The organism is Synechocystis sp. LKSZ1 (assembly GCF_040436315.1).
GTDB lineage: Bacteria > Cyanobacteriota > Cyanobacteriia > Cyanobacteriales > Microcystaceae > Synechocystis.
In genome coordinates this window covers 3560688-3575916 of the sequence record NZ_AP031572.1, presented here as the reverse complement: position 1 = coordinate 3575916, position 15229 = coordinate 3560688, and the positions used below count along the sequence as shown (strand labels likewise).

Annotated in this window: 16 protein-coding genes and 1 tRNA gene; 9 read left to right on the top strand and 8 right to left on the bottom strand. The window is 50.9% G+C overall.

Annotation, left to right across the window (positions count from 1 at the left end; genetic code table 11):
- Positions 1–17 precede the first annotated feature (17 nt).
- Positions 18–866 carry a hypothetical protein gene (locus ABXS88_RS16205; RefSeq protein ID WP_353673080.1) on the top strand — a complete coding sequence of 283 codons (849 nt, stop codon included), beginning with the start codon at positions 18–20 and terminating at the stop codon, positions 864–866.
- A 2-nt stretch (positions 867–868) separates the two neighbouring features.
- Here ABXS88_RS16205 and ABXS88_RS16200 read toward each other — a convergent pair whose 3' ends face one another.
- From ABXS88_RS16200 to ABXS88_RS16190, 3 genes are all read right to left on the bottom strand, one after another.
- Complete coding sequence (locus ABXS88_RS16200; RefSeq protein WP_353673079.1) at positions 869–1324, bottom strand: divergent PAP2 family protein; 456 nt, start codon at positions 1322–1324, stop codon at positions 869–871.
- Between the two features lie 26 nt (positions 1325–1350).
- Positions 1351–2259, bottom strand: coding sequence for a geranylgeranyl diphosphate synthase CrtE (gene crtE / locus ABXS88_RS16195; protein WP_353673078.1), 909 nt, complete (start codon positions 2257–2259; stop codon positions 1351–1353).
- 105 nt (positions 2260–2364) lie between these two features.
- Complete coding sequence (locus ABXS88_RS16190; RefSeq protein ID WP_353673077.1) at positions 2365–2697, bottom strand: DUF6679 family protein; 333 nt, start codon at positions 2695–2697, stop codon at positions 2365–2367.
- A 270-nt stretch (positions 2698–2967) separates the two neighbouring features.
- Between ABXS88_RS16190 and ABXS88_RS16185 the strand changes: the two genes are divergently transcribed.
- The gene (locus ABXS88_RS16185; protein ID WP_353673076.1) at positions 2968–3852 is read left to right on the top strand and encodes a biotin--[acetyl-CoA-carboxylase] ligase; all 885 of its coding nucleotides are present in this window, start codon (positions 2968–2970) and stop codon (positions 3850–3852) included.
- Here ABXS88_RS16185 and ABXS88_RS16180 read toward each other — a convergent pair.
- Complete coding sequence (locus ABXS88_RS16180; protein WP_353673075.1) at positions 3803–5017, bottom strand: SGNH/GDSL hydrolase family protein; 1215 nt, start codon at positions 5015–5017, stop codon at positions 3803–3805. The two genes, ABXS88_RS16185 and ABXS88_RS16180, sit on opposite strands and share 50 nt — an antisense overlap.
- A gap of 296 nt (positions 5018–5313) precedes the next feature.
- On the opposite strand from ABXS88_RS16180, the gene ABXS88_RS16175 reads away from it, so the two are divergent.
- Genes ABXS88_RS16175 through ABXS88_RS16160 form a run of 4 tightly spaced genes read left to right on the top strand, consistent with a single transcriptional unit; the run spans position 5314 to position 9376 of the window.
- Positions 5314–5868, top strand: coding sequence for a TRAP transporter small permease subunit (locus ABXS88_RS16175; RefSeq protein ID WP_353673074.1), 555 nt, complete (start codon positions 5314–5316; stop codon positions 5866–5868).
- The gene (locus ABXS88_RS16170) at positions 5852–7195 is read left to right on the top strand and encodes a TRAP transporter large permease subunit (protein ID WP_353673073.1); all 1344 of its coding nucleotides are present in this window, start codon (positions 5852–5854) and stop codon (positions 7193–7195) included. Before ABXS88_RS16175 ends, ABXS88_RS16170 begins: the two co-directional genes overlap by 17 nt.
- Positions 7196–7211: 16 nt before the next feature.
- Positions 7212–8447, top strand: a complete 1236-nt coding sequence (locus ABXS88_RS16165; RefSeq protein WP_353673072.1) for an NAD(P)/FAD-dependent oxidoreductase — start codon at positions 7212–7214, stop codon at positions 8445–8447.
- Positions 8444–9376 (top strand): S-layer homology domain-containing protein, encoded by a 933-nt coding sequence (locus tag ABXS88_RS16160; RefSeq protein ID WP_353673071.1) that lies wholly within the window; start codon positions 8444–8446, stop codon positions 9374–9376. Before ABXS88_RS16165 ends, ABXS88_RS16160 begins: the two co-directional genes overlap by 4 nt.
- A 324-nt stretch (positions 9377–9700) precedes the next feature.
- Here ABXS88_RS16160 and ABXS88_RS16155 read toward each other — a convergent pair whose 3' ends face one another.
- Positions 9701–10573, bottom strand: a complete 873-nt coding sequence (locus ABXS88_RS16155) for a hypothetical protein (RefSeq protein WP_353673070.1) — start codon at positions 10571–10573, stop codon at positions 9701–9703.
- Positions 10574–10949: 376 nt separating this feature from the next.
- A tRNA-Pro gene (locus ABXS88_RS16150) sits at positions 10950–11023 on the bottom strand.
- A 138-nt stretch (positions 11024–11161) separates the two neighbouring features.
- Here ABXS88_RS16150 and ABXS88_RS16145 point away from each other — a divergent pair.
- A complete protein-coding gene (locus ABXS88_RS16145) occupies positions 11162–12457 on the top strand; it encodes a sugar ABC transporter substrate-binding protein (RefSeq protein WP_353673069.1) in 1296 nt (431 codons plus the stop codon).
- Here ABXS88_RS16145 and ABXS88_RS16140 read toward each other — a convergent pair.
- Positions 12454–12738, bottom strand: coding sequence for a DUF2288 domain-containing protein (locus ABXS88_RS16140; RefSeq protein WP_353673068.1), 285 nt, complete (start codon positions 12736–12738; stop codon positions 12454–12456). The genes ABXS88_RS16145 and ABXS88_RS16140 overlap by 4 nt on opposite strands.
- A gap of 22 nt (positions 12739–12760) precedes the next feature.
- On the bottom strand, positions 12761–13195 hold the full coding sequence (locus ABXS88_RS16135) for a hypothetical protein (protein ID WP_353673067.1): 435 nt from the start codon (positions 13193–13195) through the stop codon (positions 12761–12763).
- Positions 13196–13256: 61 nt separating this feature from the next.
- Between ABXS88_RS16135 and dacB the strand changes: the two genes are divergently transcribed.
- Both dacB and ABXS88_RS16125 read left to right on the top strand, forming a co-directional pair.
- The gene (gene dacB, locus ABXS88_RS16130; protein ID WP_353673066.1) at positions 13257–14783 is read left to right on the top strand and encodes a D-alanyl-D-alanine carboxypeptidase/D-alanyl-D-alanine-endopeptidase; all 1527 of its coding nucleotides are present in this window, start codon (positions 13257–13259) and stop codon (positions 14781–14783) included.
- A 113-nt stretch (positions 14784–14896) separates the two neighbouring features.
- Entirely contained in the window at positions 14897–15229 is a 333-nt protein-coding gene (locus tag ABXS88_RS16125) for a hypothetical protein (RefSeq protein ID WP_353673065.1), read from the top strand.

Here is a 15229-nt window from a genome sequence, read left to right as displayed (position 1 = left end):
TGATATTTCTTGAATCTATGACGCAGTCCTTAGCCAGTATTCGTGAAAAACTGATCCAACTCGAGGCCCAGACCCAAGAACTGTCCGAAAACTTCGTCCAAACCTACCAGCAATACATTCAACAGTTAGACCAGGTGCTACAGCAACAACTGATCCTGGCCATTCATCAGGTCTGTACTCACCTCTATCCCGATGAGTTTCTACAGCTCAATTTCTCTGACCGTCAACAGTTCCAGAGCCAAGTCCATCAGCTATCGGGCCAATTTCAAACAAAATTGACCTCCCTACTCCATCACCAAGGGGTGCAATTCCCGCCAGCGCTTGTTCCCCCAACGGATACCTCAGCTTTAACCCCCGCTAAACGCTTTAGCCACCCTGAAGAGTTAGTGCAATGGTGTCGTCGGCTGGAACAGGGCCTGCAACTCGTCCTCGAAGAGCTATCCCATACGGCGAATCAACACCTCCAAGCAGCCCAGATTTTACCCAACCATCTCCCCCCTCAGGTGCTAGAAATGGCCCTGCAGGCCCAGGAAAATGGCATGAATATCAACCGCAGTAAAATTCCCCACGTCCTGAGCCTCTTAGTGGAGACGAATCAACGAGCTGAAGCTAATCAAGAAGAGGGAGCAGCAGAGGAAGACAACGATGGGGGCCAGGTCAGTAAATTGATCGCCATTCACCTGCGATTGACGGACATTGAATTTGCCGACTCCAGTCTCGGTTTACTCCGTAAACAACTCCGTCAACTGGTGGAGCGTCTCAAAAAATTGCATAAATATCACCATCAACTCCAACGGGAGTCCCGCATTGCTGAAGCTGAACGGGCCTGGCAGTCCAGTTGGAGTATCGCCGCCGCCCAGGATTAGGGTTAGAGAACGGGCAACGCAAACAAGGCAATGGTGATGCCTAGGGCCAGCCCGACCAGAACTTGGATGGGGGTATGGCCCAAAAGCTCCTTGAGCCGTTCCTCGTTCAGGGTATGGCCCTCTTGGAACAGCTCATCAATCATTTGATTGAGAATACGGGCTTGTTTCCCAGCGGCTTGGCGCACCCCCGCCGCATCGTACATGACAATCACCGCGAAGAGACAAGCAATGGCAAATTCGTTACTATTCCAACCCCGTTGGAGGCCCACCCCAGTCGCCAAGGCCCCCACTAAGGCCGAATGGGCACTGGGCATTCCTCCGGTCGAGACCAAAACCCGTAAATTCAATTTTCTGTGGCGTACCAGTTCCGTAATGGCCTTGAGACCTTGGGCGGTAAAGCAGGCCAGCAAAGAAACAATGAGAACTTGATTGTGTAAAATGCCTTCAAAATCCTGCATAAAAGAAGCAATTATCCCAGAGGCAATTAAGACTTACGGGTAACAATATAGTGGGCGATGGCCTGGAGTGGTTGAGCCTTGGGGCCATAGGTCGCTAAAACGGCAATGGCTTCATCCACTAGGGCCTGGGCCTGGCGCCGGGATTCTTCAATACCCCAGAGACTCGGGTAGGTAGCTTTTTGGGCCAGTAGATCTTTACCAGCGGTTTTACCTAACTCCTCTTGGGTGGCGGTAATGTCCAGGATGTCATCCACAATTTGGAAGGCCAGACCAATATTTTGGGCGTAGGTAGACAGGCGCTGAATATCGGTTTCTCCAGCTCCCGCCAGGATGGCCCCAGCCACGACAGAGGTTTCCAGTAAGGCCCCGGTCTTATGGGTGTGGATAAAGGTCAGGGTTTCCGCTGTAATATCCGTCTTGCCTTCAGATTCCAGGTCAAGGACTTGGCCCCCCACCAGACCTGCGGCCCCCACCGTTCGTCCCAGGCGAGCCATCACCTGCAATAGGTTCTCGGGAGCAACCCCTTGGGTTTGGGTCGCGACAAATTCAAAGGCGTAGGCTAGCAATCCATCGCCGGCCAAAATAGCAATATCCTCACCAAAGACTTTATGGTTGGTCAGTTTTCCCCGGCGATAATCGTCATTATCCATGGCCGGCAGATCATCATGGATTAGAGACATGGTGTGGATCATCTCCAGGGCACAGGCCGTCGGCAGGGCCATGGCCGTTGTTCCCCCACTCAGCTCACAGGTCGCCAAACAAAGAATCGGACGGAGTCGCTTGCCACCAGCCAACAGGGAGTAGCGCATGGCCTCATAGATCTTCGCGGGCCGGACAATGGGCAAAGATTGGTCAAGGGCTACTTCGACTAGGGCCTTTTTTTCTTGTAGATAGGTAGCAAGGTCAAATTGAATTGACTGCTCGTTTGCGACCATTGTGTCACCCATATTTTCGTTCTAAACAAGACAAACTCACCGACTGTCCTACCCATTTTACAGGGTCGAGGAAACATCGCTGGCCTTTCCGTCGAGGGCAGTCGCTTATTCCAAATCGTTGTCTTCTTCGTCTAGATTCACTTCGGGGTAATGGGCATAAATTTGTTCGGCCTCCGGGCAGTCTTCCGCCACCAGGATTTCTGTGTTGAGGCGGGATACCGAGGCCAACTTGCGGTTAACGGCGCCAATACTCTCTAGGCGCACCATTTCTTCCCAGGAGCAAATTTCGTCATCTTCCTCCGTTTCATAGCGGATGGTGACGAGGTCTCCTTCCAGAGCTAGAATACAAGCATTCTCAATCCAGCGTTGTTGGTCTCGTAGGTAAATGCAAACTTCCTGGCCGTCGGTACAAAACTGATAAATCTTGCGATGTAACATGGGGAGTCTCCTAAACTTCAATAACCGTTCTCTCAAACCAAGACATTGGGTCGGGCAGGGGTTAGCAACCCATACAATAATGCTGTGGCTCGATGAGAATACGAGAATTTACAAAAATCATGCTTTTGGAGGCTGGGGCAAGTTTACCTTGGCCATATCTAAGTTGGCGAGGAAGTTTCACAATTGCTAATAATGTAGTGCGGATTTTACCTATCACTAAACCCATCTTACCGTAGTTTCTTCGCTAGATGGTAGCGCAATTCCTCGAGAATGGGAGAGTTTACAACGCTTTTTTTGCCTAAAAATACGGAGAATGCTTCCTGTATGGCCGGTGACGATCTTTTGTCCTTCTGCCTGACTGCCAAGGAACTGGCGGAGATTCGAGCCCAGAGTTGGCCCAACCTGACAGTTCAGTCTTTTGAAACCTTACCTTCCACCAATCAAAGGGCCTGGGAATTACAGCAAGCGGGTATCCAGCCCCCCCTATTAGTACTGGCCCAACAACAAAGTGCCGGGCAGGGCCAATGGGGCCGGGTTTGGCAATCGGAGCCGGGGGGCCTCTATCTTTCCCTGCTCCTGGCGGTGGATTTGCCAGTACAGCAGGCGGCAATAGTGACGCTTTGGAGTGCTTGGGGGATTGCAACGGCCCTCAACGACCAAGGGATTCCCGTCGGTTTGAAATGGCCCAATGATCTGGTGTTGGCCGGCCGCAAATTAGGCGGCATTAAGGGGGAAAGTCACATTGAGCGGGAGCGGATCACCCAGGTGGTGATCGGTGTGGGCCTGAATTGGCGTAATCCCGTGCCAGCAACGGGCATCCAACTCCAGGCCTGGCTCCAGGAAAATAAGCGGGATGACGTGACCAACCTCGGGGCGTTACTGGGATTCACTCTCCAGGGCCTGGCTAGAGGCTATCGCACCTATCAAACCCAAGGAGTCGAGGCGATTCTGGCGGGCTACCACCACTATTTTCTGAATCTTGGCCAAATTGTTTCCCTCGAGCAAGGTCAAGGCCGCGTAACCGGCGTTTCTGCCCAAGGGGAATTGCTAGTGGAAGTGCGTTCCCCAGGGGCTATGAGTCGTTTGGCCTTGCCCCCCGGTGCGGTTAGTTTGGGCTATGCTTTCCCTCCTCGGCCAGCAGAGGACAGAGTTTAGTCGTCAGCAGTTGGCCCGCTACTTGATGGCCCAGGGCATTCCAATGGCCAATACCGGGGGCCGTATTCTCAAAACCATGGAGAAAGGCCCGCTGGCGGTCACTGTAGGCCTGGAGTTCCGGGGCCAGATTGAGCACGGGGACGTGTTGCTGTTGTCCCCATTGCGCCAGGCGTTGCTCAGGATAGAACAAATTTTGGGCCCCCAATTCCCTGAGGCGTTGTCGTACCTTGAGGTCGGGATAGACCTGGGGGGGATTGCTCAGGGTAACGGCCACGAAATTGGCCCCCAGGGCCTGACTTTCTTGGTTGAATTGGGTTAATAGGGCCTCGGTACTAGCCCAGGCTTCTTGCCAAGCGGGGCTTGTGGGTGGATGGTACAGGTTTGCGTCAAAATCAAGGGACGGAATAATGTCATCATTTTTAACCTGGCCCGCTAGGCCCTGGCCCGTGCCCCAGACTCGGCGAGCTTCGTGGAGAACCTGCAACACGCGGGAATGATTAATCATGGAAAACACAACCCGTCGAGGCCAGCTATCGCGCCGTTGGTAGGTCTGGGTTTGGTTAAAGGACGTATCCATTACCCATTGGCCCTGATGCTGAACCAAGTAAGGGGATAGACGATCCGGGGGACTCAAGACCCGAGAATTATTGACCAAATCATTGCCAGTAAATATTGCTAACAAGACTAAATTGGGTTGGTACTTGCCGACTTGATGCCGGAGGGTCATCAAGGCCTGGGCTGTGCCGTAGTCTCCCACCCCAAAATTAATCACTTCCGGTTTTTTCTCCCCTAGAGCCGGACAACTAGCTAGGCCCCGCTCCAATTTTGCCCAAAAGGTCTGGTCGGCGTTGATTTGAATGGCTTCAGTAAAGGAATCTCCTAGGACAGCAATACGATAGGTCTGCTCTGGTTTAGGAATGGCGTGGTCTTTGTCCCGCAGGCCATCGCGATTAATCTGCACAAAACCATTGCCCTCGTGGGTCCACTGCCCAGAAAAATTGGGAATGAGGGCATGGCCACGGTTAGGGTCAACCTGATAAAAGCTGGGATAACTAATGCCAGCCAGCCGCAGGCCGATTTCTGCAACGCCGAAGGCAAAACCAACGCCTCCGAGGCCAAGTAATAGATTCAGTCCCAATTGTTTTAGTTTTGCAGGCCAGGCCATGATCTAGTTCTCCTCTGGATTACAGCCAATTTATTGTGGCTAGTTCGACTCAAAGTAAAACAATTCCAGTCCTTTCACAATATCTCCTCATCCCTGCGCTGGCGTTTCTTCCCTACTTCAGTGGCGGAATCAACTCAAAATACCCGACAGGAAATTCAGCCTCGTACCAACAGTCCCATTTGACGGAAGCGGTTCAGCATCCATCGCTCTAAAAATTTCCCGGCCCCTGCAGACACCAGCGGGTATCCATTTCCGCTATGATGCCTTGTGCAAGACCGATTGACGAGGGGGGAAGCTTGCAAATATTATTGCGTTTGGCCGATAGGATCGACCGACTGATGGATAGGATCGGTCGCCTGACGGGTTGGCTAGTAGTCGCCATGATTGGTATTGGTGTGGGCAACGTTGTTGGTCGTTACGGCGGTAAACTGCTGGGCCAAAATTTGGTTTCTAATGGCCTGCTAGAAGCCCAATGGTACTTATTCGATCTAATTTTTCTGCTGGGGGCCGCCTATGCGCTTCAACATAACGAGCATGTCCGCGTTGATATTTTTTACAAAACCTTAGGCCCTAAAGGCCGGGCCTGGGTCAATCTCCTGGGAACAATCTTTTTGCTCATTCCCTTCTGTTGCCTGGTTCTCTACTACTCTTGGGGATCGGTGATCAATTCCTGGCAAATTTGGGAAATGTCGCCTGACCCCGGTGGCCTGCCCCGCTATCCCATCAAGACCATGATTCTCGTCAGTTTTGGCCTGTTAATTTTGCAGGGCCTGGCGGAAATGATTAAAAACTGGGCCATTATCTGTGGTCTGCGTTCTCTACCGGAGGAACAGCATGACCCTAACCTATGAGTACGAATGGCTAGGCCCCCTCATGTTCCTGGGGGCCTTAGTATTTTTGTTCACAGGCTATCCCGTGGCCTTTGCCCTGGGAGGCGTGGCCATTGTTTTTGCACTGTTGGGAGCGGCCCTGGGCGTTTTTGATCCCATCTTTCTATCGGCTATGCCTCAGCGGATTTTTGGCATTATGGCCAATTCCACCCTGTTGGCTATTCCCTACTTCATTTTTCTGGGTTCCATGCTGGAAAAATCCGGCATCGCTGAGCAGTTGCTAGAGACCATGGGCATTGTCATGGGTCGTCTGCGTGGGGGCCTGGCCCTGGCAGTGGTGATTGTGGGAACTTTGCTTGCGGCAACCACGGGGGTAGTGGCCGCAACCGTAGTGGCCATGGGCCTCATTTCCCTGCCGATCATGTTGCGCTACGGCTACGATAAGGGCCTGGCCACAGGAGTCATTGCCGCGTCGGGGACGCTGGGCCAAATTATTCCCCCTAGCGTGGTGCTGATCGTCCTGGGAGACCAGATGGGAACCTCTGTTGGCGATCTGTTTATTGGGGCCTTGATTCCCGGCCTGATGATGGCGGGGGCCTTTGCGCTCCATGTCTTGATCATTGCCTTCCTCAAACCAGAACTAGCCCCGGCTCTACCGCTAGAAGTCCGCAACATTGACAGGGCCGTTCTACGAAAACGAGTCGTACAGGTGATGATTCCGCCCTTGACCTTAATCCTGTTGGTGTTGGGTAGTATTTTCTTCGGCATCGCCACGCCGACGGAAGCGGGGGCCATTGGTTCGGTGGGGGCCACGGCCCTGGCCTTTATCAATCGCCAATTAAGCTGGAAAACCCTGCAACAGGTCTGTGATGCGACCCTCCGCATTACCACCATGGCCCTTTTTATTTTGTTGGGTTCCACGGCCTTTAGCTTGGTCTTTCGTGGCCTCAACGGCGACCGTCTGATGTTTGACCTGCTAGCCAATCTGCCCGGTGGTCAAATCGGCTTTATGGTCGTCAGTATGCTCACCATCTTTATCCTGGGCTTTTTCATCGACTTTTTTGAAATTGCCTTTATTGTTTTACCCCTCTTCAAGCCCGTGGCGGAGGCCCTTAACCTTGACTTAGTTTGGTACAGCGTTGTGGTCGGTACTAATCTCCAGACCTCTTTCCTCACGCCTCCCTTTGGCTTTGCTCTGTTTTATCTGCGGGGAGTAGCCCCGGCAACGGTTAGCACCTGGGATATTTATCGGGGGGTAATTCCCTTTATCCTGCTCCAAATTTTGGTATTGACATTGGTGATTTTCTGTCCCTTCCTGGTGACTTGGTTACCATCGCTCAAGACCTAGGGGGGAATCGAAGCAAATGCAACAATTTGATGTCGTGATTATTGGGGCCGGGCCAGCTGGCGGCCATTGTGCTCGTTTGTTGGCCAGTAAAGGCTACCAAGTTCTACTGGTGGAGCAACACCGGGATTTTCGTCACAACAATTACTCCAGCGCCGGAACTCCCCTGGAAACCCTGGCCCAGTTTGATTTACCCGACAGTGTTGTGGCTCGCTACTGGCGGAATTTGACTCTGGTGAGTAGTCAGCAACAACATACTTGGCACGCGCTGGCTCCCCAAGGAGCGGTTTTTGACTTTGCTAAATTACGGGCCTATCTCGCTGAAACGGCTCAGGCCCAGGGGGCCCAAGTGTGGCTCGGTCATCGTTTCTTGGCCCATCAACCGGAGGCCGGTAAAACCCTGGTGATGCTGAAGCAACGGGGAGGGAGTACCATCAACGTTCTGACTCAAGTATTAGTGGATGCCACCGGCTACGCGCGGGCCGTCATGTATCCGCCGAAAGTTGCCCGGCCCCAGTTCTATCAAGGCACCGGCATTGAGTACCTGATTGAAGTAGATGCCGAAACCTATGCCCAATACCAGGACACGCTTGTTTTCTTTTTGGGCTATCGCTGGAGTCCTCGTGGCTATTCCTGGATTTTCCCCATGGATCACCAGCAACTCAAGGTCGGTTCAGCCTGGATTGAAGGGGAGCATCGCCACCTCAAAGATCTGCGGCCCCTGCGGGAATACACAACGGCCATTCTCAAGGACTACCTCAAGTTAGACACCTACAAAACCATTGAAATTCACGGCTCAATTCTGGACTACGCCAGTGGCCTCCAGGATATCTACTGCCAAGACAATATCATCGCCATTGGCGATGCAGTATCCACCGTTAACTTTTTGGGGGGAGAGGGCATTCGCCACGCAATGCAAGGGGCCAATATTGCTGTCCCCTACATCGAGGCTTACCTCCAGAACCAGCGGGAGAATTTTCAAGGCTACGAACAGGCCATGAAAGCCCATTTTTTACAGAAGTGGAACGCTTCCGAACAGATTGGCAAGCGCGTTTACCTCGAATACAGCGATGAAAAAATTGACCTTGGCGTGGCCTATCTCAAATACTTTTCCTTTCAGGATGTGATTGATCTCCTCTTCAACTATCGCTTTGATAAGATCTACGGAGGGTTATACCCCTACTTACTTAAAAAATTGGCCCAGTGGCAACAGCGTGTCCAGCAGTGGCTTCACCCCCGAAAAACCTCACCATGATTAAACTGTCTCGTTTTGGCCTGTTGCTAATCGGCAGTGCTAGCCTCCTGAGTAGTTGTCGAGGAGCTGACAACCTGCAAAATCGCTTAGCCGCTAATCCTAGCTTGGGGGGAACCCCGACGCCCTCTCTCACGGTCTCACCGAGTCCCTCTCCTATTTCCAGTCCCTTGCCGTCCACTGGAGCCTCACCCGTCCCTTTTCCAAGCCCTTCTCCTGCGGGCCAAGTAGACCTAACCGGCCTGCCGGAATCCTTTCAACGCTACATCCAAGATCTCCAGGCCCTCGACATTGTGACAGAGCAATCCGCTCCCAATTTTCAGGCCAATAGCCCGGTTCGTCGTCGGGACTTCGCCCGTTGGCTGTTCTTGGCTAATAATCGCTTTTTTCTCAACGTTTCCAGTAAACAAATTCGGCCGGCCCAGGCCAATGCAGCCCCAGTATTTACTGATGTTCCTCAGGCTGATCCCGATTTTACTATTATCCAAGGCCTGGCCGAAGCGGGCCTGATTCCCTCTAGTTTGACCAACGACCCAAGTGCAACACTCTTCCGTCCCAATGCTCCCCTGACCCGAGAAGACCTCATCCTCTGGAAGGTTCCCCTCGACCAGCGGCGGAGTCTACCCAATGCCAGCCTGGACAATATCAAAGAAACCTGGGGTTTCCAAGATGCAGCCAAAATTGATCCCAAGGTCTGGCGGGCCCTCTACGGTGACTATCAAAATGGTGAACAGGCGAACTTACGACGCATGTTGGGCTTTACGACCCTCTTCCAACCCAAAAAAGCTGTCACCCAGGCCGAGGCCACCGCGGCCCTCTGGTATTTTGGTAGCCAAGGAGAAGGACTTAATGCCACCGAGGCCCTGAAACTCCAGGCCCAGTCGGCCCCTAGTCCAGAGACCACAGCCGTTCCGAGCCCCGGTTCACCGTAAGCCGCCGCCTTGCTTTTCAGCGTTAGGTATGACTCGAAATTTTCCCTGAGTATACAATATACTTTGTATAAGTATCTAGGGTTTTATTAGACTCAGTAGAAATCCAGGACAAAGTAAATAAAGAGCATCAAAAGCAATGGTCATAAACACTTTATAAAAAATAAAAAAAATAAAATCATAGCGGTTTGCGCAAAAGTGAAGTACGGGCTTCGACTACGCTCAGCCCAATATCAAAAAATTAAACTCCTTGGGTAGGCCTCATTTCAATGAAAACCGCTATACCAGGCGAATTTCATAAATCACCTATCATTCTCGCCATTATTTTCATGAGAATTCATGCCGACAAAATCGGCATATTCTTGCTGAAAGTCTTACATATTCCGCGCACATAGGACACATTTTATATTGTCCATTAGATTGAACTTGAGAAGCATTTGAGTTTACATTACTAATATCTAAAAATAAAGGCTCATCTTTAGGCACATCTTCTATATTGAATTGCGATACAGTTCTTCTTTTTTCCTTGATTTGCTTCACTCCTTCCTCCAAGATATCTTGATAGTTAAGCATAACTTGATATGATTCGTTTATTATCTTATTCGCAAAATTATCATACTCATCTATCATAGAACGAAAAGTATTAAGAATAGCGCTCCAGTCTTGTCGGATTTCTTTATAAATTATATCCGCTCCAACATACCCACCTCCATAGCCACCAAGCATAGCGCCTAGAGGCCCCAATAAAGCCCCTCCAATAGCTGCCCCCAATAATCCCCATCCTGCACCATGATTTTCGCTTCTTTTACCTGCGTCTTGCAATTTACATTTATAATTTGCCATCAAGCGTTCGTAGTTTTGCAAAACAGGAAAAAATGATTTGGTGCAACTATATAAATGGTTACGTATTTCTGCTAAATCTAAATTGTTTAGTTGATACTCCTGGAGAGAATTAGCTAGGGATGTTTCATTAGCAGTATTTTTATATATCCAACTTAAAACCCCAAAAGTTACATTACTACATGATCGACAAGCATTTTCTGCAAATCGTCTGTAGTGATTTGAGTCCATTAAATATATGCACTTATCAAAGTCACTTGATGTATCTGCTGGGGTTTTACTCCATTCCTCAATGTGGGGTATTATTTCGCAATAACATGCTTTCTTAAGATCTTCGATAACAGGATTTTTTTCTTTCATAATCCCCCCTTCTACTTCTGTGAAGACATTAACGAAATAACATTTTTGCCCTATACTCTACTCAACAATGATAGTGATATTGTAGGGATAAGATAATAAGTTTTGTAAAATGTGGGTGCTGGCAGAGACATAGATGTGGGTGTAATAATCTGCCAACCATTTGTTTTGTCTCGCAATCCAGCAATGCCCACACTTGTAGACACTACAACACTAAAAGTTTTTTTAAGCTTCCCAAATACAACGTATATTCTCGTCGCGCCAACAGTAAATTTGTATAAAAAAATGAGCGGCATCAGTCGTTATCACAACATCAAAGCAACTCATTGTCTAATAAAGTTTTTACCTTAGGAAGGCTAAATTATTTAATTGTTTACAATCGGAGCGGCGGGATTTGAACCCACGACCCCTACTACCCCAAAGTAGTGCGCTACCAAGCTGCGCTACGCCCCGATGTCACAATTAACCAACATACACTATCCTTCCTAAGCTTTGCAAGCCCCCAGCGGAAATTTATTGGGGAACATGGAAGCACCGCAGGAAGGGAGCCGCTTCCCCCTATAATTTCAAGGAGATTTACGGGAAATCATCATGCGGATACCAAAATTCTGGCGCAAGGGCCTGCTCTGGGGATTCTTAGGCCTAATGGTCAGCTTGCTCATCGGTTGTCAGGGCTCAGCTCCCACTGCTTCCGGGCCAGGGGGCCAGCCGGTGGAATTTTGGACGATGCAACTCCAACCCAAATACACGCCCTACTTTACTCAACTGATTAGCCGCTTTAGTCAAGACCAGGGGGGTAAAGAGGTGAAGTGGATCGATGTGCCCTGGGAAGCTATGGAAAGCAAAATCCTGACGGCGGTATCTGCGAACACAGCTCCCGATGTGGTTAACCTAAATCCTAAGTTTGCATCGCAGTTGGCGGCTAAAAAGGCCTGGCTCAATTTTAACGAAGTCCTTTCACCGGAGGTCAAGGCCCAGTACCTGCCCAATATCTGGCAGGCTAATACGTTGGACGATACGACCTTTGGCCTACCTTGGTATCTGACCACCCGCATCACTATTTATAACCAAGACCTTTTCCAGAAGGCGGGCCTGAAAAATCCCCCTGCTACCTACGCAGAACTAGCCAAAGTAGCCCGGGCCATTAAAGACAAAACCGGCAAGTACGCCTTTTTTATTACCTTTTCCCCCTCCGACTCTGCCGAAGTACTCGAAAGCCTGGTACAAATGGGCGTGAAATTGGTCGATGACCAAGGGAAAGCAGCCTTCAACAGTCCGGCGGGGAAAGCCGCATTTCAGTATTGGGTGGATCTCTATCAACAGGGCCTTCTGCCCCCCGAAGTATTGACCCAGGGCCATCGCTACGCCGTTGAGCTTTATCAGGCTGGTTCTACCGCAGTCCTGGCCTCAGGAGCAGAATTTCTCGCCAGCATCGAAACCAATGCCCCCAGTATCGCCAAGGTTTCGGCCGCGGCCCCTCAAATCACCGGGCAGACCCAACAAACCAATGTGGCGGTGATGAATCTGGTGATTCCTCGCAATAGTAAAAATCAGGAGGCGGCGGTTCAGTTTGCTCAATTTGTCACCAATGCCGAAAATCAACTGGTCTTTGCCAAGGAAGGCAATGTTCTCCCCTCCAACATCAAAGCGGTCGAACAATACATCCAAGACCTAGAAAAGGATGGTGATCGTTCGACTCTGGCCCAGGCCCGCCAAGTCAGCGCCCGTCAACTAAAAACAGCAACGGTACTGATTCCGCCGATGAAAAATCTCAACCTTCTGCAAAAGGCAATCTACGAAAATCTAGGGGCGGCGATGCTCAAACAGAAATCCGTAGACCAGGCCCTCCAGGATGCGGCCCAGGCCTGGAACGAGGCCAATGTCTAGTCTTGGATCAGCACAAAGGGCTGGACGATCAGGGTTTGGAATTCCTTTTTTAGGTCGTGATTCCAGTCACTGAGGTCTGCGGTTGAGGGTTTATGCAACAGGCCGGCTTGAATCCAATTTTGCACAGGAGCCACTTGGTCTTCCGCGATGGCCGTGGCAACTTCAATCAGGTCAAGACTGGGATCAACGATAATAACGGCATCTCGCTTGACGTGGGGAATAATCGTTTCCCAGTCCATGGGGGCTAATTCGTCGCGGAGTTGGGTTTGGATATCTGTCATGGAATTCTCAGAGGGATAGGCGTTAGCTTAGGGTAATTAGACGGCTGAGGGTCGTTTCTAATTGAACAATTAAGGCATCTAGGTCACGGTTATGCTGTTCAAAGCACAGGGCCGGCTGGGGATCGGGTTGAAAATAGAGGAGTTTGAGTTGGCCCTGGGCAATGGCGACAATGGCCACTTCGGTTTCTGGATCATGGCCATGGAGTAGTCCCAGAATTTCCTGAATCTGGCGGTCTAGCCGCTGGTTGAGGGTTTCGAGGGCATCGTAGGGACAGCAGATAAAATGGGGTGTTGGCTGGAGATCCAGGCCTAAATACTGCTGGGGGTCTTGCCACTCTTGGCGCAGGCCCCAGGCCAGGGCCGCTAAGGCCGTCTTATGTTCCTGGACAAAACAGTCTAACTGGGAACGCCAGGGATGAACCGTACTATCCGACCGGGGGACCCCAAAAGGTAACATGATTAAGCTATCTCCTTCAAATGCCAAGCCATTATTGATCAAATCGCCCAAAATTGTGCCAATGGCTTCTCTACAACTGTACCAACGCCTGGTCTCGTTGCCAAATGATTTCCCTGGACGATCCTTGAGCGGTCTTTTTCCTGGTGCCATGGGGGGGACTCGGCCCCTGGCCGGGCTGCGCTGGTTTTACCTTGTTGTTTCGGCCCTGACTATTGTGGGGAGTGCCTCGAAAAGTTGGGCGATTCCCCTCCTGTGCCCAGCGGACTTTCGGCAACGGGTGGATACTCATCTCCAGCAACCGGAATTGGCCCAGGCCCATTGGGGTATCCTGCTTCAAGCCAGTGATGAGCAAGAACCACTCTATGCCCGCAATGCAGACCAGCTTTTTGTTCCAGCCTCTAACGTCAAGTTGCTAACGACGGCCGCCGCCCTGGTGGCCCTAGGGCCAGACTATCAATTTCAAACTCCCATCTATGCTTCTGGACAGGGCCCTGTCCTGCGTCAACTCCGTTTAGTGGCCCAGGGAGACCCTAGTCTAAGCGAAGATCAACTGAGAGCGACCGCAGAATCCCTAAAGGCCAAGGGGGTGAACCGTATCCAGACGTTAATCCTAGAAGATAGTAGCGATCCGACCCAGGATCATCCCCCTAGCTGGGAATGGGATGATTTACTCTACGGTTATGCCCCCCCCATCAATCGGGCTATTCTCAACCAAAATCAAGTGGCCCTCACCTTAACGCCTGGCCAACCGGGAGAAGCGCTAAATATTCGTTGGTCAGATCCCCTAGCCGGGGCACAATTTCAAGTCATTAATCGTAGTCGGACGGCCCTAAATCCCTCCCGGCCTCCTGAAATAAAAGGCATTTATGGCCAGGGCCAATTGATCATTAGCGGCGAATTGGCCCCCAGAGCAGAGGCCGATGTAACTTATCTCGCTATCCCTAAACCGAGAGATTATTTCCTGGCTACCTGGCATCAGATCTTGGTGGAACAGGGCATCCAGATCGAGGCTGAGCGGATTGAATCCTCTCCGACCACCGAGGCCCAGAAATTAATCTTGGTGATCACCTCTCCTCCCCTGAGCACTCTTATTCAAACGACTAACCAAGAGAGCAATAATCTCTACGCCGAAACGTTGCGTCAGCAGTTGGCCCGCTTATGGCCTCAGGATCAGAATCTTTTGGCCCAACCCCTCCAACAATTGAACATCAAGGCCTCTGACTATTCCCTGCGGGATGGTTCGGGCCTATCGCGTCATAATTTGGCCTCGCCCCGACTCCTGACCCAAGTCCTTCAGAATCTGCAAGCAAGCCCATGGGCCACAGTTTATAAGCAATCCTTGCCGGTGGCGGGGCAAACGGGAACGTTAAAGTCTCGCTTTCTGAATACCGATTTAGCTGGTAATTTAACTGCTAAGACTGGCACCCTGGGAGGAGTCGTTAGTTTATCCGGCTATTTGTCAAGAAAGGATGCCTCTCTCCTTACTTTTAGTATCCTCGTCAATAACGCGAGGACACCTCTGCCTGAATTACGGCAGGCCCTGGATAAGATTTTGGCCTTGGCCTATCAGACCGGCCCTTGTCCGTAGGGCAAAAGAGCATTGGGAAGGAAGTAAGAAGCAAGTTAAGCTATAAACAAGCGAGGGCCGTCACTCCCCCTTTCCGGCAAGGCTTAATCATTGATTGACAGGACTTCTAAACCATGGGCACTATTATCGAAACCGAACTCAAAGATGTTCTCTCGAAGCTCGACCAACGATTAGACCGCATCGAGGTAGACTTAACCACCCTCAAACTGGGGCAGGTGGAATTAAAGGGAGACATCAAGGCCCTCAATGAAAAGGTTTCTGGAGACATCAAGGCCCTCGATGAAAAGGTTTCTGGAGACATCAAGGCCCTCGATGAAAAGGTCTCTGGGGTCAGCAAGCGACTAGAAAATCTAGAATTTATCATCCGTAGCGTTATTGGGGGAGTCGTTGTTGCCGCCGTTGTCGGCTTTGCCAAGTATTTGGGCTTGTTTCCAGAATTGAAATAG

Coding starts and splice junctions, on each gene's coding strand:
- ABXS88_RS16205 (WP_353673080.1), top strand. CDS start 18: ATGACGCAGTCCTTAGCCAGTATTCGTGAAAAACTGATCCAACTCGAG.
- ABXS88_RS16200 (WP_353673079.1), bottom strand. CDS start 1,324: ATGCAGGATTTTGAAGGCATTTTACACAATCAAGTTCTCATTGTTTCT.
- crtE (WP_353673078.1), bottom strand. CDS start 2,259: ATGGTCGCAAACGAGCAGTCAATTCAATTTGACCTTGCTACCTATCTA.
- ABXS88_RS16190 (WP_353673077.1), bottom strand. CDS start 2,697: ATGTTACATCGCAAGATTTATCAGTTTTGTACCGACGGCCAGGAAGTT.
- ABXS88_RS16185 (WP_353673076.1), top strand. CDS start 2,968: ATGGGAGAGTTTACAACGCTTTTTTTGCCTAAAAATACGGAGAATGCT.
- ABXS88_RS16180 (WP_353673075.1), bottom strand. CDS start 5,017: ATGGCCTGGCCTGCAAAACTAAAACAATTGGGACTGAATCTATTACTT.
- ABXS88_RS16170 (WP_353673073.1), top strand. CDS start 5,852: ATGACCCTAACCTATGAGTACGAATGGCTAGGCCCCCTCATGTTCCTG.
- ABXS88_RS16165 (WP_353673072.1), top strand. CDS start 7,212: ATGCAACAATTTGATGTCGTGATTATTGGGGCCGGGCCAGCTGGCGGC.
- ABXS88_RS16160 (WP_353673071.1), top strand. CDS start 8,444: ATGATTAAACTGTCTCGTTTTGGCCTGTTGCTAATCGGCAGTGCTAGC.
- ABXS88_RS16155 (WP_353673070.1), bottom strand. CDS start 10,573: ATGAAAGAAAAAAATCCTGTTATCGAAGATCTTAAGAAAGCATGTTAT.
- ABXS88_RS16145 (WP_353673069.1), top strand. CDS start 11,162: ATGCGGATACCAAAATTCTGGCGCAAGGGCCTGCTCTGGGGATTCTTA.
- ABXS88_RS16140 (WP_353673068.1), bottom strand. CDS start 12,738: ATGACAGATATCCAAACCCAACTCCGCGACGAATTAGCCCCCATGGAC.
- ABXS88_RS16135 (WP_353673067.1), bottom strand. CDS start 13,195: ATGTTACCTTTTGGGGTCCCCCGGTCGGATAGTACGGTTCATCCCTGG.
- dacB (WP_353673066.1), top strand. CDS start 13,257: ATGGCTTCTCTACAACTGTACCAACGCCTGGTCTCGTTGCCAAATGAT.
- ABXS88_RS16125 (WP_353673065.1), top strand. CDS start 14,897: ATGGGCACTATTATCGAAACCGAACTCAAAGATGTTCTCTCGAAGCTC.